The 20790-nt window shown below is 56.6% G+C and carries 20 protein-coding genes; 10 read left to right on the top strand and 10 right to left on the bottom strand.

Annotation, left to right across the window (positions count from 1 at the left end; genetic code table 11):
• Nucleotides 1–81: 81 nt before the first annotated feature.
• The 3 genes from FS819_RS05935 to FS819_RS05925 form a co-directional block, all read right to left on the bottom strand.
• On the bottom strand, nucleotides 82–1044 hold the full coding sequence (locus FS819_RS05935) for an alpha/beta hydrolase (RefSeq protein WP_234624890.1): 963 nt from the start codon (nucleotides 1042–1044) through the stop codon (nucleotides 82–84).
• Between the two features lie 76 nt (nucleotides 1045–1120).
• A complete protein-coding gene (locus FS819_RS05930) occupies nucleotides 1121–2635 on the bottom strand; it encodes a helicase HerA domain-containing protein (protein WP_234624891.1) in 1515 nt (504 codons plus the stop codon).
• A gap of 141 nt (nucleotides 2636–2776) precedes the next feature.
• Nucleotides 2777–4069 (bottom strand): hemolysin family protein, encoded by a 1293-nt coding sequence (locus tag FS819_RS05925; protein WP_070167139.1) that lies wholly within the window; start codon nucleotides 4067–4069, stop codon nucleotides 2777–2779.
• 831 nt (nucleotides 4070–4900) lie between these two features.
• Here FS819_RS05925 and FS819_RS05920 point away from each other — a divergent pair.
• Nucleotides 4901–5362: an SRPBCC family protein gene (locus FS819_RS05920; RefSeq protein ID WP_070150323.1), complete on the top strand. Its 462-nt coding sequence runs from the start codon at nucleotides 4901–4903 to the stop codon at nucleotides 5360–5362.
• Nucleotides 5363–5392: 30 nt separating this feature from the next.
• Here FS819_RS05920 and murI read toward each other — a convergent pair whose 3' ends face one another.
• Nucleotides 5393–6214 (bottom strand): glutamate racemase, encoded by an 822-nt coding sequence (gene murI / locus FS819_RS05915; protein WP_156550650.1) that lies wholly within the window; start codon nucleotides 6212–6214, stop codon nucleotides 5393–5395.
• On the bottom strand, nucleotides 6183–7043 hold the full coding sequence (locus FS819_RS05910) for an RNA methyltransferase (RefSeq protein WP_156629836.1): 861 nt from the start codon (nucleotides 7041–7043) through the stop codon (nucleotides 6183–6185). Before FS819_RS05910 ends, murI begins: the two co-directional genes overlap by 32 nt.
• 222 nt (nucleotides 7044–7265) lie before the next feature.
• On the opposite strand from FS819_RS05910, the gene FS819_RS05905 reads away from it, so the two are divergent.
• The gene (locus FS819_RS05905) at nucleotides 7266–8480 is read left to right on the top strand and encodes an NADP-dependent isocitrate dehydrogenase (RefSeq protein ID WP_156550652.1); all 1215 of its coding nucleotides are present in this window, start codon (nucleotides 7266–7268) and stop codon (nucleotides 8478–8480) included.
• 252 nt (nucleotides 8481–8732) lie between these two features.
• Nucleotides 8733–9356: a glutathione S-transferase family protein gene (locus FS819_RS05900; RefSeq protein WP_156550653.1), complete on the top strand. Its 624-nt coding sequence runs from the start codon at nucleotides 8733–8735 to the stop codon at nucleotides 9354–9356.
• Between the two features lie 108 nt (nucleotides 9357–9464).
• On the opposite strand, the gene FS819_RS05895 is transcribed toward FS819_RS05900, so the two are convergent.
• Complete coding sequence (locus FS819_RS05895) at nucleotides 9465–10634, bottom strand: GGDEF domain-containing protein (protein ID WP_197434207.1); 1170 nt, start codon at nucleotides 10632–10634, stop codon at nucleotides 9465–9467.
• A gap of 547 nt (nucleotides 10635–11181) precedes the next feature.
• Complete coding sequence (locus FS819_RS05890; protein ID WP_156550655.1) at nucleotides 11182–12852, bottom strand: tannase/feruloyl esterase family alpha/beta hydrolase; 1671 nt, start codon at nucleotides 12850–12852, stop codon at nucleotides 11182–11184.
• 142 nt (nucleotides 12853–12994) lie between these two features.
• Here FS819_RS05890 and FS819_RS05885 point away from each other — a divergent pair, with 142 nt between their 5' ends.
• From FS819_RS05885 to FS819_RS05860, 6 genes are all read left to right on the top strand, one after another.
• A complete protein-coding gene (locus FS819_RS05885) occupies nucleotides 12995–13555 on the top strand; it encodes an RBBP9/YdeN family alpha/beta hydrolase (RefSeq protein ID WP_015915789.1) in 561 nt (186 codons plus the stop codon).
• A gap of 293 nt (nucleotides 13556–13848) precedes the next feature.
• Nucleotides 13849–14613: a phosphoribosylaminoimidazolesuccinocarboxamide synthase gene (purC, locus tag FS819_RS05880; protein WP_015915788.1), complete on the top strand. Its 765-nt coding sequence runs from the start codon at nucleotides 13849–13851 to the stop codon at nucleotides 14611–14613.
• Nucleotides 14614–14629: 16 nt separating this feature from the next.
• Entirely contained in the window at nucleotides 14630–14872 is a 243-nt protein-coding gene (purS, locus tag FS819_RS05875) for a phosphoribosylformylglycinamidine synthase subunit PurS (protein ID WP_194416910.1), read from the top strand.
• A 196-nt stretch (nucleotides 14873–15068) separates the two neighbouring features.
• Complete coding sequence (purQ, locus tag FS819_RS05870; protein ID WP_156550656.1) at nucleotides 15069–15743, top strand: phosphoribosylformylglycinamidine synthase subunit PurQ; 675 nt, start codon at nucleotides 15069–15071, stop codon at nucleotides 15741–15743.
• Between the two features lie 44 nt (nucleotides 15744–15787).
• A complete protein-coding gene (locus tag FS819_RS05865; protein WP_070167150.1) occupies nucleotides 15788–16174 on the top strand; it encodes a hypothetical protein in 387 nt (128 codons plus the stop codon).
• A gap of 152 nt (nucleotides 16175–16326) precedes the next feature.
• Nucleotides 16327–16884: an acyloxyacyl hydrolase gene (locus FS819_RS05860; protein WP_156550657.1), complete on the top strand. Its 558-nt coding sequence runs from the start codon at nucleotides 16327–16329 to the stop codon at nucleotides 16882–16884.
• Nucleotides 16885–16909: 25 nt separating this feature from the next.
• On the opposite strand, the gene FS819_RS05855 is transcribed toward FS819_RS05860, so the two are convergent.
• On the bottom strand, nucleotides 16910–17233 hold the full coding sequence (locus FS819_RS05855) for a DUF1127 domain-containing protein (RefSeq protein ID WP_197434206.1): 324 nt from the start codon (nucleotides 17231–17233) through the stop codon (nucleotides 16910–16912).
• 102 nt (nucleotides 17234–17335) lie between these two features.
• Here FS819_RS05855 and FS819_RS05850 point away from each other — a divergent pair, with 102 nt between their 5' ends.
• Nucleotides 17336–18760: an aminotransferase-like domain-containing protein gene (locus FS819_RS05850; protein WP_156550659.1), complete on the top strand. Its 1425-nt coding sequence runs from the start codon at nucleotides 17336–17338 to the stop codon at nucleotides 18758–18760.
• A gap of 18 nt (nucleotides 18761–18778) precedes the next feature.
• Here the strand turns inward: FS819_RS05850 and FS819_RS05845 are convergent, their stop codons facing one another.
• Together FS819_RS05845 and FS819_RS05840 are read right to left on the bottom strand one after the other, a co-directional pair.
• A complete protein-coding gene (locus FS819_RS05845) occupies nucleotides 18779–19393 on the bottom strand; it encodes an ABC-type transport auxiliary lipoprotein family protein (RefSeq protein ID WP_409050105.1) in 615 nt (204 codons plus the stop codon).
• 29 nt (nucleotides 19394–19422) lie between these two features.
• A complete protein-coding gene (locus FS819_RS05840; protein WP_015915781.1) occupies nucleotides 19423–20790 on the bottom strand; it encodes an MlaD family protein in 1368 nt (455 codons plus the stop codon).

Here is a 20790-nt window from a genome sequence, read left to right as displayed (position 1 = left end):
GGTTCCACTTTTCGGTACGATGATCTTCTTTTCGCATCGTATTACCCGAAAACCGGGTTCCACTTTTCGGTACGATGCTGATCAAACCAGATTGCGGCCCCGCATCCATGCCTCAAGCGCCGGTGTCCAGAGCACCGGCGGCCTGGGCGTTTTCCTCATGCTCCCTTCGCCCATGGCAAAGCCGTGACCGCCCTGCTCAAGTTCGACCAGATCGGCGGAAACACCAGCCTTGCGGCAAGCCGCCTGCATCAGCCTGGAGTGTTCAATATTGGCAACCGGATCGTCCTTGGCATGGGCCAGAAAGACCGGCGGGCAAGTGGAGTTGACATGGGTTTCCACCGACCAGGCCGCAACATCGGCATCGCTTGGATGTTTGCCGACCATCTCAACCCGGGTCCATGTATGATTATAGGGAGCCTTCAGGGTGATGACCGGATAGGCCAGCAGGGTGAAATCCGGCCTTGCCGACAGCGTATCGGCATTATCCACCGAGGAATAGATCGGCTCGGCAAAGCGGGTCGATAGCATGCCCATCAAATGCCCACCGGCGGAAAATCCCATACTGCCAATTTTCTGAGGGTCGAGGCCAAGCACATCACCCTGCGCCCGGATCAGCCGCAAGGCCCGCTGGGCATCCTGCAATGGCGCACGCGGGCCGACGAACCAGCCTTCGCCCGGAAGACGGTAGGTGAGAATGAAGGCGGTAACGCCACGGGCGGCCAGCCACTGCGCGGCGGCTTCGCCCTCCTTACGCTCCTCAACGAAATGATAGCCGCCGCCGGGTGCAATCAGCACGGCTGTACCATTTGGAGTTTGCGGACGGACCATCCGCAGGGTTGGCGTGGCGATCCGCAGCAATGCTGCCTTGTGAATGGTCCGCCTGCCAAGCCGAGGCCCCCCACCGCCCGGCGCTCGGCCCGGCCAGAGCGGCACTTCACCGGGCGCCAGGGATGCGGCTTGCCCTGATGTCGCGAGACCCAGGAAACTCAAAGAAGCAAGGCTCAGGACATGCCTCCGTCGGAGGGCTAGGGGAAACTTGGTCATCAAACCATCATGGGCAGCCATTGCGGCACAACTTGGCCAGTCAGCAAGGCTCCAGGTTTAAAACCGTGGCTAAACTCTATTCCGCAGCAGTGCGGCTATCCGGCATATCGGCTGCATTCGGATCACCCGGCTTGGTTTCTGATTCCAGATCGGGGAAGGCAACGATGCGCTTTCCGGAAAAATCCGTATGCACCACGACCATGCCCTGCTCCTCGAAATAGCCAAGCAACCGACGGGCACGGCGGGCGGAATGGGTGCCATAGGCTCGGGCGATCCGCAAATCGGAAGGGCAAGGCTCGGACCGGATGGCCGCCTTGGCAATCAGCAGGAAAACGCCCTGCAGGTCATCCGAAACCCGCGTTGATAAAGACAGCGCCTCCTGCCAGCGGTCAGAAGACGCCGTTTCGTCATCGACATCGGCCCGCGCCACCGCGACGCGGCGGCGAAACTCACCCATCGCCATCGGTGGACCGCCGACCCGGCGCATACGGGCTCGAACCAGAAATTCCTGATAGAGAACGGAATCGGTGCGATAGGCCGCCTGTGGATCATCGAGAATTTCTGCCAGCACCGCCGCCATCCGCTCCTCGCGTTCCTCGGCGGTGATTTCCGGCTGTGACGATCTCTGTGGAGCGACATCCTCGACATTCACCGGCGTTGCACGGGCCAGTTCGGCCAGAATATCGGTGGTCGGACGCGGGGCCGGCGGCGCACGGCGAACGAGCGGGCGGGTAAACTCTTCGGGATCCGGCGTGAAGATCAGATCTTCCACGTCCTGCGGCGCATCTGGCAAGGGCATCAGCTTCGGACTGGAGGAACGCGCCGAGGTCTCCACATCGCCGATCACGATGGGCAAAGGACGGCGCGACAACGCCGGGCCAAGGGCGACGAAGTTGCCGCGCTTCAGGTCGCGGAACATTTCCGCCTGGCGGCGATCCATACCGAGAAGATCGGCGGCACGCGCCATATCGATATCGAGAAAGGTGCGGCCCATCAGGAAGTTGGAGGCTTCAGCTGCGACATTCTTGGCAAGCTTTGCCAAACGCTGCGTAGCGATCACACCTGCCAAGCCACGCTTTCGGCCACGGCACATCAGATTGGTCATGGCGCCCAGCGACAGTTTGCGGGCGTCTTCCGAGACATCGCCGCCGACCGAGGGGGCAAACATCTGCGCCTCATCGACTACGACCAGCACCGGATACCAATACTCGCGCTCGGCATCAAACAGGCCGTTCAGAAATACACCGGCTGCACGCATCTGCTGCTCGATATCCAACCCTTCCAGCGTCAGCACGCAGGAAACGCGATGCTGGCGGATGCGGTTGGCAATGCCGATCAATTCGGCATCGCTGCGCTCCCCGTCTACGACCAGATGGCCGTATTTTTCCGAGAGCGTCACGAAATCCCCTTCGGGATCGATGATCACCTGCTGCACCCATTGGGCGGATTGCTCCAGCAGACGCCGCAGAAGATGCGATTTGCCGGAACCGGAATTGCCCTGCACAAGAAGACGGGTTGCCAGCAGCTCCTCGATATCGAGCCTGGCAGGTTGGCCACCCGCCACTGTTCCCATATCGATCCCGACCTGCACCTTTATAAACCCTCATGATGGAATGGTGGCGCATTCCTGGAGCAGGATGCAGCCACGTTGTTCAATCCGTGTTTCCTAACAGAAAGTAAAAGAAGATGCCTGTGTCTTCTCGTTGAAACCCACAGGCAATCGCGGATGAAATCAATCCGGATCGTCTGCCAGGACCGGCGAGACCAGCAGCTTGTCAATGCGCCGCCCATCCAGATCGACGACTTCGAATTTCCAGCCATTCTTGACGAAGCTTTCGCCTAGCGCCGGAATACGTTTCAACTCATCCAGCACATAGCCTGCGACGGTGGTAAAATCCGGATCGTCATCCACGGGCACACGGATATGCTCGATGAACTCGTCGATCGGTGTCCAACCGGCCACCAGATAGGAACCGTCTTCACGCATCAGCAGAGCCGGCTCTTCCTCGCCCTCCTCCTGATAGGCACCGGTAATCGCCTCCAGAATATCGCCTGAGGTGATAATACCTTCGAAATGGCCGTATTCGTCATAGACCAGCACCATATGCAGAACCGTCTTGCGGATCGACTGGATGATATCGATGGCACCGGCCAGATCGGATACGATTGGCACATCGCTGATAATCGAGCGAATGTCGACCGTGCCGCCATTGGCCAAGGCATCGTAAAAGTTTTTCACCAGCATGACCCCGACGATTTCGTCGGAATTGCCGTTGCGCACCGGCAGCCGGGAATGCTGGCTTTTACGCAATGTCTCGCGAATTTCCTCAATCGTGTCATCGACGCTGATCAGTTCGACATCGCGGCGCGGTGTCATCAGGCCACGCGCCGTGCGATCCGCCAGGCGCATGACGCCTGAAATCATCTGTGATTCTTCCGATTCGATGACGCCAGCACTTTGTGCTTCGGCCAGAACCGTCTTGATTTCCTCATCGGTCACGGTGCCAGAGGAGGCACCCTTCTGGCCGAGCAGCGACAGGACAGCCCGCCCCGAGCCATCCAGCAGCCAGACCAGCGGCAGCGAAACCTTGGACAGGATCAACATGGCGCCTGCCATACGCGAGGCGACCATTTCAGGGTTTCTCAGCGCGATCTGCTTGGGGACCAGCTCACCGACAATCAGCGACAGGTAGGTGATACCAACCACGACGCAGCCGACGCCGAGCGTGCTGGCCAGGGCCTCTGACATCCCTTGCAACAAAAGCCACTGGGTCAATCGAGCCCCCAGGGTCGCTCCTGAAAACGCGCCGGACAGAACGCCGACAAGGGTAATACCGATCTGCACGGTCGACAAAAACCGACCGGGATTTTCGGCCAACCGGATGGCAACGGCAGAACCGCGATGACCGGCTTCGGCCAGAACTCTCAGACGCGCCGGACGGGCGGAGACGACCGCCAGTTCGGACATTGCCAATACGCCGTTCAAGATGGTGAGCAGGACAACAATGACGATTTCGGCAAACAAGCTGTTTCAAATCTCTTAGGAGCCGCATGGATGGCGGCGGGATAAAATCTGTAGCACAAGTCGTTGCCGCATTCCAAATGGCTCGCAACAATTTCGATGGATGGAAGGTGGTCGGGAATACGCGACCGTAAGTTTTGCTGAAAAAGGCAGATCATGCGAGAAGACAGAGGATATCGAGGCCTGAAAATCTCGACGCCTCAGGGGGTTGAGGGATTTTGTACCATCTGCAAGGCAAGAGTGCGCGAGCATGAGCAACCTTGATATAAGGTGCTGATTGAACCGGACAAAAATCGAAGTCGCCATCAAAAGCCAATCTCCGAAGAGATACACACAGGGTTTGCCGTGAACAACTGACATTTATCAAGAAAAACAACCGCTGGACGAGCCCCGTAAAGACCATGTTGACTATGATTATTTGAAACCGATGACGCATTTTTGGTGTTTTCCCCACCATGCCACGGCGCTTCCCGTATTATTGTAGGGTTGTGTATTCCCCAGATAATGGTGTTCTTCAAGCAGGTCCGATTTTATCAAATCCACAATAACACGTTGAATGCTCAATAGTTTTTATCTGGAGAATTAAAATCCACTTCCAACCAATTCTACTTTAGCGACTTAGTCCCGGCATCACATTTCGCGCGAACCGAAATAACAAAAAAATATAGTTTGAAATCTTTAGATAGTTGACCCCCGCATGGCGTCCTATAAAGATCGCCTCAATACAGGACGGCTGCGGTTTAAAGTGCATCCACTTCTAAAATGATGAAACAACCTTGAATATCTACTGTTTTTACGAACACCTATAGCCCTTTGGGCGCGAAAGGTCTCGGAATGGCATTTTCCATTCGCGTTGATAAACTCATCCAGGCTCCGATCAGTCGCGTCTATAAAGCGTTTCTTGACGAGCAGTCCGTCGTGCAATGGATGCAGAGGAAGGACTTTACCTGCCAACCGCTTCATTTCGATGGACGCGAGGGTGGCGGTTACAGGATACGCTTTATCAGCACCGCGTCAGATTTAAGTTATGTGATGATCGGAGAGTTCAACGAATTGGTTCTCAACGAGCGTATTCGCTACACGGAAAGAATGGATGACCCATTCTGGACTGCGCGAGTCGAGACCATTATCCAGCTGAAACCGACAGTAAAGGGAACGGCACTGACACTCGTTCAGTCCGGCATACCAGACACTGTATCGCAGGAAGGGGTCCAATTGGCCTGGGACGAATGTCTGCGACAGCTTGCCTGCCTGGTCGAACAACTCACCGAGAGCCTACACGCGCGAACGCGATAATTTATCTTCTGGCTATTTCCGTAATAAACGTCAGCCTGCTGCCACGCGCAAACCAAAACCCTGCATCAGCCGGTGGGTGGAAAAGACCGGCTGGCCTGACGTAAAGACCGCGAAATCGTAATCGTCCGAATGCGCGCCCTCGCCCACATCAGGCACCAGACGCCGCGCCTGGCGAGCAATGGCTTCCGCGGGGTCAAGCCAATCCACCGGCCAGGGAGCCAGCTTGCGGAAGACATTGGCAAGAAACGGATAATGGGTACAGGCGAGCACGACAATATCAGTCTTCGCACCTTGTTTTTCGATGAAACACGGCGCGATCTCCGCCTTCAGCACCGCGTCTTCTATCGGTTCACCGCGAATATAGGCTTCGGCCAGCCGGGCCAGATGTTGAGACCCGACGAGGTTAACCTCGCACTGGCTGGCAAAGGACTGAATCAGATCGCGGGTATAGGCGCGCTTGACGGTGCCAGGGGTTGCCAGCACGGAAATCAGGCCGGACCGGCTGCGCTCGGCAGCAGGCTTGATGGCCGGTACGGTGCCGATGAAGCGCATGCCGGGAAAGGCTTCGCGCAGCGCGGCACCAGCCAGCGTGAAGGCCGTGCTACAGGCAACGATCACCGCTTCAGGATCATACTGTGCCAGAAGATTGGCAAACAACGAGACGATCCGCGCTTTGAGCGGCTCCTCCTCCCAGTTGCCATAGGGGAAACCGGCGTCGTCGGCGATATAGATAAAGCCGCGCTCCGGCATCAGCACCCGGGCTTCACGCAAAACGGTCAAGCCGCCAATACCGGAATCAAAGACCAGAATCGGTTTTAATTTAGTCCTGGTCTCGTTCATGCCCGCTACCATCAGCTTCGTCCCTCTCAATACCGTCCACTGCATCGCCCTCCAGAGGCGCTCCAGCGCCGCGCGGATTGCGGCGGGAGAAGCGGTCGAGTGACGAGACCACGCCACGCATGACATTGATTTCCGGTGAAGTGAAACCACGTCGCGTCAGCACGGCGCGCAGATTGTCGATCATTCGTGCTTTTTTATGGATCGGGCGGAAATATCCCCTGGCATCGAGCGCATCCTCCATATGCTCGAACAGGCCGATAACTTCCTCCTTGCTGGCAGGCATCTGATCGACACCCTGAAACGGCGTCTGGGTAACGTCCTCCATGGTGGATTTCATCCACTCATAAGACATCAGCAGCACAGCCTGAGCGATGTTCAGCGACGCGAAAGCGGGATTGACCGGAAAGGTGACGATTTCATCGGCCAGAGCCACATCCTCATTCTTCAGACCGGATTTTTCACGCCCAAAAAGAATTCCGGTTTTTTCACCAGCCAGAAACCGAGTTCGCAAAGTTGAGGCCGCCGTCACCGGCGAGGCCACGGGCTTGAAATTGTCCCGTTGGCGCGCCGTGGTCGCATAGACGAAATTCAGATCGGCCAGTGCTTCCTCGAGCGTATCGTAAAGCTTGGCGCCATCAATGACATGATCGGCCTTGGATGCGGCGGACCGGGCTTTTTCCGAGGGCCAGCCATCACGCGGATTGACCAGACGCAGCTCCGCCAGCCCGAAATTCGCCATGGCACGGGCCACCATGCCGATATTCTCGCCCAATTGCGGTTCCACCAGAATAATCGCTGGTCCCTCGGCGATAAGCTCGCGCTCGCTGTTCGTGCCTGCCATGGCGCCTTTCCTGCAATAATTCATTCAACCCTGCAAATTTACGTCTGCATGGGCATAAACAGCCCAAAATGCAAGAGGCGGAAGGCAAAGCGCGCTCAAGCTAAAATGAAGTCCACACGCGGCTTCCTGTTTGCCTTGGCTTGCGAGAATGCTATAGGCAACTCCGGTCATATGGACAGAGACGCGGTCGAATTAAAGCCGCCCTATCGATGAGGAAGACTTATGCAAAAGATCAAGGTTGCCAACCCGGTCGTCGATCTCGACGGCGATGAAATGACCCGTATCATCTGGCAGTTCATCAAGGAAAAGCTGATCCTTCCCTATCTCGATCTCGAGATTGAATACTACGACCTCTCGGTAGAAAACCGCGATGCAACCAATGACCAGGTGACGATCGATTCCGCCCACGCGATCAAAAAGCACGGCGTCGGCATCAAATGCGCCACCATCACACCAGACGAAGCCCGCGTGAAGGAATTCAACCTGAAGGAAATGTGGAAAAGCCCGAACGGCACGATCCGCAACATCCTCGGCGGCGTTATTTTCCGCGAGCCGATCATCTGCAAGAACGTACCCCGTCTCGTCCCCGGCTGGACCCAGCCGATCGTCGTCGGTCGCCATGCCTTCGGCGACCAGTATAAGGCAACCGATTTCAAATTCCCCGGCAAGGGCAAGCTGACCATCAAGTTCGTCGGCGAAGACGGCCAGGTCATCGAGAAGGACGTGTTCGATGCACCGTCCGCCGGTGTGGCCATGGCCATGTACAACCTGGATGATTCGATTCGCGATTTCGCCCGCGCTTCGATGAACTACGGCCTGATGCGCAAATGGCCAGTCTACCTGTCCACCAAGAACACCATTTTGAAGGCCTATGACGGCCGCTTCAAGGATATTTTCGAGGAAGTCTATCAGGCCGAATTCAAGGCCCAGTTCGACGCCGCTGGCATTACCTACGAGCATCGCCTGATCGACGACATGGTTGCCTCTGCGCTGAAATGGTCCGGCGGCTATATCTGGGCCTGCAAGAACTATGACGGCGACGTCCAGTCGGACACGGTTGCCCAGGGCTTCGGCTCGCTCGGCCTGATGACCTCGGTTCTGCTGTCTCCGGATGGGCGCACGGTAGAAGCCGAAGCCGCCCACGGCACCGTGACCCGTCACTATCGCCAGCATCAGAAGGGCCAGGAAACCTCGACCAATTCCATCGCCTCGATCTTTGCCTGGACCCGTGGCCTCGCGCACCGCGCCAAGCTGGACGACAATGCCGATCTGGCCAAGTTCGCCCTCACCCTTGAAAAGGTCTGCGTGGACACGGTTGAAGCCGGCTACATGACCAAGGATCTGGCGCTGCTGATCGGTCCCGACCAGCCGTGGCTGTCAACCACCGCCTTCCTCGACAAGGTTGATGAAAATCTTCGGGCTGCAATGGCTGCCTGAGACATCTCACGTTTTGCAAAACCCGGCCATCGCGCCGGGTTTTCGCTTTATTGGGAGAGCCAATGAAAATGGCCATCCGACTGCTGCATAATTCCTTAAATCGGAATCGATTTAACGAGAAAATTATGCAGCGGAATTAAAGTATTACAGCGCCGTGCGTTTTATAAAACGCACGGCGCTGTAATGTCAGGCGATGATGCGTGCGCATCGTCAAACCATCGTATTCTATGCATTTTTGGGGAAGAGAGCACCATGACCGAGCAAGTCGTTTTATACACCAATCCTATGTCCAGAGGGCGCATCGTTCGCTGGATGCTGGAGGAGATCGGCCAACCCTATCAGACCGAATTGGTCGCCTATGGTCCCGCGATGAAGGCGGCTGACTACACCACCATCAACCCGCTGGGCAAGGTTCCGGCTATCCGCCACGGCAAAACGGTGGTGACGGAAACGCCAGCCATTCTGGCCTATCTGGCCGATGCCTTTCCTGAAGCGGGCCTTGCCCCAGATCTTGGCAACCGCGGCAGCTATTATCGCTGGCTGTTCTTCACTGCCGGTCCGGTGGAAGCCGCCGTCATCGGTCAGGCTTGTGGCTTCGCCGTCCCCGATGAGCGCCGTGGCATGGTTGGCTACGGCAGTATCGATACCATGATGGATGTGGTTGCTTCTGCAATTTCCGCAAGCCCGTATATCGCTGGCGAAAGCTTTAGCGCTGCCGATCTCTATCTCGCATCGCATCTGTCGTTCTCACTGAGAGTCAACAGCGTGCCATCACGTCCGGTCTTTACCGATTACATCGCCCGGATGACCGATCGTGACGCCTATCGCCGTGCGAGCGAAATCGATACCGAAGCCCAGGCTGCGTCCAACGCATAACTCAGATTTTCAGATCCGGTTGACACATCGGACCTCTGATTAACAAGAATTTGCCAAGCGCCCTCCAAGATGGCGCTTGGCATTCCCATTACCAGCACTTTTCAAACATTACGATAGTTCAGGTACCGCCGCTGGTTTAGCACCGATTAGCGCGATGACGGCCGCCATCCCCTCCTCCGGTTTCTGCACCACGACGTCCTCCGCAGGGCTCAAAATACAACGATTCCGTCCCTGGTCCTTAGCCCGGTAAAGTGCTGCATCCGCCCGAAGAGACACCGCGTCAAGATCCGCGCCGGCTTTGGCCACCTCATGCATGCCGATACTGATGGTCATGGTGATCGTCGCGTCACGCCACGGTGTGGTGAGCCGGGCAACGGATTGCCGCAGCCCATCGCAAAAGGCCAGCGCTTCATCACCCGTCATTTGCGGCATGAACAAAGCAAATTCTTCTCCGCCGAGCCGGCCAAACACCATGTTCGCATCGAGTTGCTCGATCATCGTTTTCCCGAAGGCGCACAAGGCTGCGTCCCCTCCTGCATGTCCATGCGCATCATTGATACATTTGAAATGATCAAGATCGATCAGCGCCAGCACACCAGCACTCTTGAGCATTCGTGACTGGGCGCGCTCATAGAAAGCGCGGCGATTGAGAACGCCGGTCAGCATGTCGATCTCGGAGGCATGCTTATACTGCATGAGGCTTCGATGGCTGCTGAGCGCAAAAATGCCGATCCCCAGCCCAAGGCTGTTGACGTATAAAATAAAGGTAACGACCGGCACCCATGGTGTTTGGGCAACACCGCCAATCTCTGTGACCGGCCAGATCATCACCAGAGGAATGCGCAGCAACATGACAAAGCCATAGGACAGTAGCATGAAGATAATGACCAGGCGGACTGGAAAACGGTCGCTCTTCCAACCGGACCAAATCGAGGCGGCTAAAGCGCCGATCTGCATAACGGTCAAAATCGTGTAGAGGACAATTCTGTAGTCCGGATTGGCGGAAAAAACATTCACTCCAAAATAGCAGAGGAGCCAAATCGCAGTTATTGCGACCACAAACCAACGGGAACGGGAAAATCCATCGAAGATCCGAAACCCAACCCACACCAATCCGGATCCAAGAAGCACCAGTGCTCCACCAGCGCCGATACCAAGAGATTCAGGAACGATACCGCGCAAAGCCTGCAAGCATGTACCGATTGAAACACACCAAAAACCGATACTCCATAGACCCAACTGGTTGGATTTACGGTCGAAAAACCAGCTGATGCTCATCAGGACAGAATTCAAGGTCCATCCGACCAGTAGGCAGATCATCAGCGTTGGAATGTTGAAGAGTAAAACCAAGAGATGTTAACCCAAAAAACGGTTGCCTTGTCACGCCCCACCCCTGCGGAGAAGAAGTATTTCTGCACCCGTCGGCCTTAAATAATATTTACAATTATCGCCTGTCGCTCACTAAAAATCCATTGGCAAATGATATTCGAGCCAATTTCTCCGGCACAGACAAAAATCAACCTAAAAATCGGAAATACAACTACAAAAACAAACTGGTTTACGGATCGAAGATTCTATCTATTAGTTTATTTTAAAATATATCATCTACTGATTGTTTTTTGCAACAAACAACATAAGACAGACCATGAAAATCTACTCATATGTGCAATGCAAGTCACGTAAAATCTCGACAAGAATGGGCGACGGCATGATTTAAAAGCATGAAGGCATCGCGCATGTGAAAATGCGCGATGCCTTCATAACAAAACCGCCACCGGCCCGAAAAGGGGAAACTGGCTCCCCGATCAGATGCTGCTCATTTGTCTTAGCGGCATTTGAAGTGGATGGAATCCGAGCCAGCAGCGGCTTTATCGTAATGCGCAACCAGGGGATAGGGGCAGTAAAGATAGCGCCCCGGCGTCAGTGCTGCGCCATCCTTGTTGTCCTTGGTGATCCCTGCGGATACCGGACCGGGTGCCGCGCCCTTTTCTACCCAGGCGACAAGCGGTGTGAAGAAATCAAAATCGTCATATGAGGGGCCACCCGCCCCATGTGGCATGCCAGGAATACGGTAGAATTTGACGAAATCCCCCGCCTTGCGACCATTATTGCTGTCGAGTTTGCGATACCATTTGACCGTATCGAGCACTGAAAATACCGGATCGGCATTGCCATGAAAAACAATCATCTTATGGCCCGCATCTTTAAATGCCTTCAAACGCGGATTGGCGCTATCAGGCGGAATCATGAAATCTGCGGCAGATTCCGTGAACGGTCCTGATTTTGCAAAAATCTTCGGCGCATCCCGGTCGAAATCGAAGCCGAGCAAAAACTTTTGCAGGTCCTCCGGCGTTCCGTTGACCGGCACGGGCGGCGTGGTGAAGATCTGAGCCAGCGAACCCGCGCCCATCACAGCAATGATTGGTTTGCCGCCCCAGGCTGCAACAGGGCTTTGCAATTTCCAAAGACGCCAATTGGCCGACCCCATGCCCGGGTCCCAATCCCAATTGCTGTACAGCGCATGGCCCTTGCTGTTTCTCGGGCCTGCGTGACTGGTGCGAAGGGCGGTGATCTGGTCCTGGCTAAGGCAATCAGGCTGCTTCTCAGTCTTGCAGGCCAGGGTCTTGATATTGAAACGGCTCTGGCAGGCATCCGCATTGCCGACAACGCCATCGACCCGACCGTCCAAGGCATCACAGGCGGAAAGGATGCCCTTGGCCAGAACCGCCATATCGGCGGGAGAAAAGGCTTTGGCGATATCCTGATCGACCTTGGCCCAGGCCTGCACGTCCCAGGCATGCTGAAGGGCAGCCTTCGGCAGATTGAAGCCGGGATAACCAACCAGCAGACCATCGAATTGCTCCGGCAGTCGCGTGGCGGCCATCAGCGCGTGGCGGCCACCATTCGAGCCACCGATGCCGTAGCGAAAGGCGATCTTTTGTCCATAATACTGTTCCACCAGCCGCATGGCCAATGGGTTGAGCTTGGCGACGGCACCATAACCATAATCCTGGCGGGCGACCGGGTCGAAGCCAAAGGCAGCTGAACCGGCAAGCCCCTTATCGGAAAACGCCGCCTCGTCATGACCAGCATCGCTGGAGACCACCGCATAGCCACGGCTGAGCGCATTGTCCGCCTTGTTGCCGCCAAGCAACGGGCCGGTGGCGGCCAGGACCTTGCCGTCATTGCCTCCGTTGAACTGATGGACGAAACGGCCATTCCAATCGTCCGGGAGCCGCATTTCGAAGTGGATGGCATAGGCTCTACCGTCAATGCCCTGGTGAGCCGACAACTCCCCCTGGACCAGGCAATGGCTGCGCGGCATCTCGGCATTGCCGGGAACGGATTTTGCCTCAGCTATGGTCAATTCGGGCGGGTGCCCGCCGGTGTTGCGGATATCGCCGCATGTGCCGGCGGCATAGGCGCCAGATGCATACATCAATGACGGAAACAGCAGAGCCGTAACCACGGCACTCCGCAAAGCAAATATTGACATGAATTCCTCCCAGAATATGCTGGGCAAGGTAATCCCCTCAGCGGGTTGGCGTCAATATTGGTAGGCAAGACAAACCATTTTCTTTTGTCGTTGCCGCGCTCACACTCTTGACGCAAGGCGCTACGGATCGCAGATAAGCGGCATGAAGGCATCGCAAGCAGAAATTTTGATCGTCCCCGGCTATACCAATTCCGGGCCGGACCATTGGCAAAGCCGTTGGGAGGGCAAATTGTCCACCGCCCGTCGCGTTGAGCAGGCCGAATGGGCAAAGCCTGTCCGGGAGGATTGGGTGAAGCGGCTGGTTGAAGAGGTCAACCGCGCCGAAAAACCAGTCGTGCTGGTGGGCCACTCGCTGGGTGTGCCGACGATCGTGCATGCCGTGCCGCATTTTCAGCGCAAGGTGGCTGGCGCCTTTCTGGTGGCGCCGCCGGACGTGGCCAATTCAGCAATTCGGCCCCGACACCTGATGACGTTCGGTCCCTATCCCCGTACGCCCCTGCCTTTTCCCACATTGATCGTCGCCAGCCGCAACGATCCGTTTGGCACCTATGACCATGCCGAGGATATTGCAAAGGCTTGGGGAGGCCTTGTCGTCGATGCAGGCGAGGCAGGTCATCTCAATGCCGAGTCCGGTCATGGTCCCTGGCCCGAAGGCACCATGGTTTTTGCCCAGTTTCTCAGCAAGCTTTCCGCCGAGGACTGACTTATCCATGGCTTTCTCTGGCCATGGATTTCGTGGTTCGGCACCGCTGTGCTAAAGATAATATCCTGGGCTGCTGTGACAGATCGCGATTCTCCATGGTCGGTAGTGTCTGCATTGGGGATTGAACGGTAGGGAGCAGAAGCCTGTATGGATGCGCCCGAACCGGGCGCCACCAGAAAAACAAGGAAGGGGCAAGAGCCGGATTGTGAAAAGCCGCGTTTTCCTTTATGGACCGCCTCAACCAGTGACACAGAGCGTCCCTTGTGCGACGCCAACAATAGAGACAAACCGTCATGAACCGTCGCCGCCGTATTTACGAAGGCAAGGCCAAGATCCTGTATGAGGGTCCTGAGCCGGGCACGCTGATCCAGTTTTTCAAGGATGATGCAACAGCCTTCAACAAGAAAAAGCATGATGTTATCGACGGCAAAGGCGTGTTGAACAATCGCATCTGCGAATATGTCTACACGCATCTGAACAAGATCGGCATTCCCACCCACTTCATCCGCCGCCTCAACATGCGTGAGCAGCTGATCAAGGAAGTGGAAATCATCCCGCTGGAAATCGTCGTGCGCAATGTCGCCGCCGGTTCCCTGTCCAAGCGTCTCGGCATCGAGGAAGGCGTGGTTCTCCCACGCTCCATCATCGAATTCTATTATAAGTCCGACGCGCTGGAAGATCCGATCGTCTCGGAAGAGCATATCACCGCGTTTGGCTGGGCCAATCCGGCTGAGCTGGACGATATCATGGCGCTGGCCATTCGCGTCAATGACTTCCTTTCCGGGCTTTTCCTCGGCATCGGCATTCAGCTGGTCGATTTCAAGATCGAATGCGGCCGTCTCTACGAAGGTGACATGATGCGCATCGTGTTGGCCGATGAGATTTCGCCCGACAGCTGCCGTCTTTGGGACGTCGAAACCCACGAGAAACTGGACAAGGACCGGTTCCGCCACGATATGGGCGGGCTGCTGGAAGCCTATCAGGAAGTGGCGCGCCGTCTCGGCATCATCAATGAAAACGAACCCGTTCGCGGCACCGGCCCGGTTCTGGTCAAGTAGTTCTGGAGACACACTCGTGATTAAGGCTCGCGTCACCGTTACATTGAAAAACGGCGTTCTGGACCCCCAAGGCAAGGCTATCGAAGGAGCGCTCGGGGCGCTGGGCTTCGGTGGCGTCAACCATGTCCGCCAGGGCAAGGTTTTCGACCTGTCGCTCGATACAGCCGACAAGTCTGCGGCAGAAGCAGAATTGAAAGCCATGTGCGAAAAGCTGCTGGCCAATACCGTGATCGAAAATTACGCGATCTCGATCGATTGAGCGAACTGCTCCCGGTGACGGGGACGACAAAGCCGGAATGCGGTTAATAAGACGCATGATGCTTTAGAATTTGCCTTGGGAAGAACGGAAGCCGATCTTTCCAAGGCAAATGACATCACAGAAGATCCAGAGGCCGCCTGATTGAAACATCAACCCGGCAGCGTCTGGAACAGACAGTCAAGTGGGAGCCGACGCCATGAAATCCGCCGTTGTTCAACTGCCCGGCCTGAACCGTGACCGCGATATGATCGCGGCTCTGACCAAGATTTCCGGCACCCCACCCGTCACCATCTGGCAGACGGAAACCGAAATTCCTGATGTCGACCTCATCGTCATTCCCGGCGGCTTTTCCTATGGCGACTATCTGCGTTGCGGTGCCATTGCGGCGCGCATGCCCGTCATGCAGGCCATCAAGGCCAAGGCGGATCAGGGTGTCAAGGTTCTCGGCGTCTGCAACGGTTTCCAGATTCTGCTGGAAGCAGGCATGCTGCCAGGCGCATTGATGCGCAATGCATCGTTGAAATTTGTCTGCCGCGAAGTGAAGCTGGAAGTCGTCAATGACGATACGGATTTTTCCCGCGCTTATGCCGCAGGGCAGATCATCCGTTGCCCGGTCGCCCATCACGACGGCAATTATTTTGCCGATGCCGAGACGCTGCAATCCATCGAAGGCAATGGCCAGGTGGTGTTTCGCTATGCTGAAGGCACCAACCCGAACGGCTCGCTCAACAATATTGCCGGTGTTATCAACGCCAAGGGCAATGTGCTGGGCATGATGCCGCATCCGGAAAACCTGATCGAAGCCGCCCATGGCGGCAATGATGGGCGTGGTCTGTTTGCGTCCGCTCTCGACGTCGTCGCCGCAGCCTGAGACCGGTTGTTGACCTGAATTACAAATCGGACTCGGATTCACTCATGCGCAAGCCACTTTTTATGATCGCCCTTGCGGGTCTCGCCATGCTGGGTGCTTGCAAGCCGACACCGCCTGCTGCCGTGAAGCCACAAAGCGCCCTTGACGTGATGGAGCGGGTGATGGTCAGCGCCTCATCCTGTTGGTTCAAGTCCGGAGATCCGGCTTTCAAAGCCTATCGCATGGATGCCGAGTTGACCTCCTATTCAGGCCAGCCGCGCATTCTCTTGGTGCGCAAGGGCAGCGGCGACATCCGTCCCCTGCTGGTGGTCATGGCGCAAGGCACGCCCGCCAGGCTTCAGGCCTTCGGCCCTGTCATGAACGAGCCCCTGTCCGGCCGTATTTCTGCCGACGTCAAGCGCTGGGCAAACGGATCGTCAGCCTGCCGTTAATGTTTCGATGAAACGCTGAACCGCGCGACAGCGCCTCGGCCACGCGGCGATAAATGCCCAGCGTGGCGATTTTGACACTGCGTTTGCTTGAAAAAATTGGCAAATTAAACCTCGGCGAATCATCGGGATTCGAGCGAGGAATTTGAATAACAATGATTGCGCTGTCTTCGATAAGAGCATTAGCCTTGGCTGGCCTTTTACTGTTTACCATTACCAACCAATCCGCATTTGCTGACGACACTATTTTCGACGAATTGCGTTTCGGGGCCGTCACCTCAATCCAGGGCCATGAACATGGTGGCGCCGGTGAAGTCACGATGTTGTTCGACCCATTCTCCCGCGATTCCGCCTCCGGTTTCCTCGACAGCCTTGCTCGACCAAGGGTGCATGTCGGCGGAGAAATCGGTGGCGACAGCCTCAACAATCAGATCTATGCGGGATTCAGTTGGACGACCGACATCTTCTCCTCCAAGGCCTTTATCGAAGCAGGCTTTGGCGGTGTCATCCATGATGGCGCCATTGACGAGCAGCACCGCAACGGCCCGGATCTCGGCTGCCGCGTGCTATTTCGTGAATATGCAGCGCTCGGCTATCGCATCAACAAGACCTGGAGCGTGATGGGGCAGATCGAGCACGCTTCCAATGCCGATCTCTGCGATCCGAATGATGGCATGACGCGGGCGGGCGTGATGGTCGGTTATAAATTCTGATGGCCGCGCTCAAAGATCGGTTTGATTACAGCATCGGGAACTTGATCGGCGCATGATGATGCGGCGGTAAAAGCTCAGCCGTCCAGTGCAGGTAAATAGACTTGCGCATTTCCAGTCGGGCTTCGTCACGCGATATGCCGATATCGCGCAACAAACACGCATCCAGATCCGCAAGGTCCTTTCGTGTCCGGCGCGTCACCCGCCACCGCTTCAGCCGCGCCCTCACCGTCCCGATATGTTTCAAAAACCGCCATACGGGACCGCGTAAAACACTGTCGTGATGATTGCTTGACTGGGCATTGCCAGCAACATCCGTGTCCCGCAACACAATTGTATCTATTGTCACCATCACCATGATCCTAAAATCTCGTAATTTTCAATTGTGTCGCTTGTTATCTGTGTATTTATAGATACAATCACCTTATTGAAGGTGACAATAAGGATAATTGTCATGGTAACACATTGGCTCCCCGATCTTTCTACAGCAGAGGGACCGCTTTATATCAGGATTGCGGACCGGGCAGAGGCGGATATCAAAACTGGAAGGCTGTCGTCCGGCGCGAAACTGCCGCCGCAGCGGGATCTTGCCTTCGATCTGAAGGTGACAATCGGGACAATTACCCGAGCCTATGCATTGTTGCGGGAACGTGGGCTGGTGACCGGTGAAGTCGGGCGCGGCACTTACGTCCAGTCAAGCCTGGCCGAGAACGAAACCGATATTCACCGCGACCCGGTTACTCTCACCTATGGCGGCACGCGAACCCTGTCGCCACCGCCGGGCAAGCTGCGCTTTGACACCACCGCTGCCATCGATGTCGGCCAGGCTGACATTATCGGCCGTTTGATGACCGACATTGCCCGCGATCAACCGGACGAGATCGCCAGCTACACCCGAACCCTGCTGCCGGATTGGCTGGAGGCAGGTCGCCGTTGGCTGTCGAATGGCGACTGGAGCCCGGAGGCCGCCAATATCGTGCCGCAGATGGGTGTACATGCCGGAGTGAATGCGGTGATCGCCGCCATTAGCGGCACCGGTGACCGGATCGTTTGCGAACACCTCACCTATTCACAGATTGCCCGCAGTGCCTCGCTGATGGGTCGCCAGATTGCGTTGGTGGACTCCGACCATGACGGGATCATGCCGGAGGACTTTGAACGGGTCTGCGCACGCGAGCACCCAAAGGCAGCCTTCATCATGTCGTCCGGCCAGAACCCGACGCTATCCTGTCTGCCCCTGTCACGGCGGCTGGAGATCGTAGACATCGCCCGCCGTTATAATGTCTGGCTGATCGAGGATTACATTTATGGGGCGCTGGTCGGCGATGGCATTCCGCTGCTGGCCCAACTGGCGCCAGACCGGACATTTCTGCTCAACAGCCTGTCGAAATCCGTCGCAGCCGGAGTGCGCGGCGGCTGGGTCGCCTGCCCCGACCATATGAGCCAGCGGGTCCGCGTCACCCAGAAAATGGTCTGCGGCGGCCTGCCCTTCCTGCTGGCGGAACTGTCGGCACGTCTGGTTCTGTCGGGGGCTGCGGATGATATTCGCGGGCGCGTGCTGGAAGAGCTTTCGGCTCGAGAACAGATCGTCCGTCAGTTGTTCGAAGGCTACGAATTCCGCTCGCATCCACACCTGCCGTATTTCTGGCTGAAACTGCCGGAACCATGGCTGTCTGGCACATTCAAGCAGGCCGCGCTGGACCAGGGCGTATTGATCGATGATGAAGACGAGTTCAAACCGGCCCGTTCATCCCGGGTGTTTCACCATATCCGCGCTGGTTTCAGCGAAGGGCGGGATCGAAGCATCGCCGAAGGTGGCCTGATCACGCTCAGGCGGATTCTCGACCAGATTCCGGTCGGCAGCAACGCCGTCATGTGACGGCGTTGCCTCCAGGGATCAGATCGTCGTCAGCGTCCAGTTGACGATATCGCCGCTGACCTTCGCGAAAGCCTGCGACAGCGCGTTGACGAGCGCCTGATTGTCGCCGCCACGGGCGGGAACGCTGGCAGAAAACACCTTCTGGGAAATCACACTGCCATTGCGGTCATTGAGCAGCTTGACGGAAATCTCGACATTGGCCCGGCGAATACCGCCAGCCTCGACTTCGAACGTCCTGATATCGGATAGCAATTGATAATCGATTGCCAGACCCTGCCCCGGCTTGCCGACGCCACCGAGCTTACCGGTATTTTCGAAAGCCTCGACCAGTTTTGACTGCACCATGCGCGGCAGCTTGTCGCTCCATTGCGACTTGGCCAGATATTGCATTTCCGTGCCGGAAACGCGCACCACGATCATGTCGCTGTCGAGCACTTTCAACGCGGTCGGATCGGCAACCAGAACCTGCCGCTTCTGGGCCGATTGGGTCGTGGTGGCGGCACGGATACTGGCCAGATCGTATGTGTCGTTCGGGCTTGTGCCGCAGCCCGCCAGCATGACGCCGAGAATGGACAGGGCGCAAGCGGCGCGCAAAGCTGCCATTGGACGCAGAACCGCTAAAGAATACCCCATCATCTGTCCCTTTTTCACGGAAAAACCTGTCACCGTCTTGTCCGCCCATCATATTGCTTGACGTTGTCGCCACCGAAGATCAGCCGTTGCGGATCACGATCAAAATTGCTGATCGTGTCATCCAGGTTCTTCACGGTGCTGCGCGTATCGTTGACCAGCGTCTGAATGTCCTTCAGGCCCGAAGACGAGAATTTCGACAGATTGTCGGCAATCGGGCCGATCTTCTGGTTGAGATTATCCGCCACGGCGCGAATGGACTGGAGGGTGCGTTTGGCCTCCGCCGAAAGCGAATTGGTATCGTCGGAGCCCAGCAGCGCATCGACCTTGGCCAGAATGCCATCGACCCTGGTCGAGGCATTGTTCAACCTGTTGGAAAGCTGGGTAAAGTCACTGATTGCCTGATCGATATCCGGTTTACGATCCTTGAAGGTCTCGGTCACCGATTGGACATTGGCAGCCGCACTGCGGGCATCGGTGACAGCCACGGAGACATCATCCACGACACGAGAGACCTTCTGCGTATCGATCGCGGCAATCAGCGCGTTGACCTGTCCAAGCGTTCCCTCCGCCTTCACACCGAAATCGTTGAAGGTCTTTGCCGTTGCCGAAAAATTGTCGACGGCGACGCCGACCTTGTCCGAGGCATCGGCAATCTTGCCGGTAAAGGTTTCGGCATTGGTGAGGATCTGGTTGACCTTGTTGCGATCCACCGCTTTAAGCAGATCTTCGGCCGCGGCAAGCGTTGAATCAAGCCGACCGGAGAGACCGGTGATCGTATCGGAGAGCGCGCTGACACTCTTCAGGAAAGTGTCGATGCCATCGGCATTGTCGGCCAGAGCCTTGGAAAAGGTTTCAGCGTTGCGCATCGTATTGGTCAACGGCCCGCGTGCATCGGCGACGAAACCCTGAACATTGGCGATGGCGTCATCGGCGCGCTTCATGATCTTGTCAGCCGTCGCCAGAAGATTGGTCAGGCTTGACTGATCGGCGACCAGCACCGCCGTCTTGCCCGTTTCCTGGGCTTTCTTCAGCAAATCGTCGCCACCAACGCCACCCGACATTTCGACATAGGCCGCACCGGTCAGGCCCTGAACCTCAAGCGCCGCCTTGGTATTGGAGCGAATGGGCGCATCCTGCTGCACCTGCGTCTCAGCGATGGAAAATGCCGGATCGTCACGGTCGATGCTCAAGGAAACGACCGAGCCGATCTGGATGCCATTGAAACGCACCGGCGAGCCGACACTCAAACCATTGGCAGAGCCAGGAATGCGGATGGTCAGCGGTGACATGGGACCACCACGGCCATATTCGGCCATCCAGTAGACAAAACCAAATGCCGCAAGGATCACAAGAAGCGTGAACAAGCCGACGATGGTGTAATTTGCTTTGGTTTCCAT

Origin of the sequence: Allorhizobium sp. Av2 (genome assembly GCF_021462805.2) — a bacterium.
GTDB lineage: Bacteria > Pseudomonadota > Alphaproteobacteria > Rhizobiales > Rhizobiaceae > Allorhizobium > Allorhizobium vitis_G.
The sequence above is the reverse complement of the archived record's forward strand: the minus strand, read 5'-3'. Positions and strand labels throughout refer to the sequence as shown.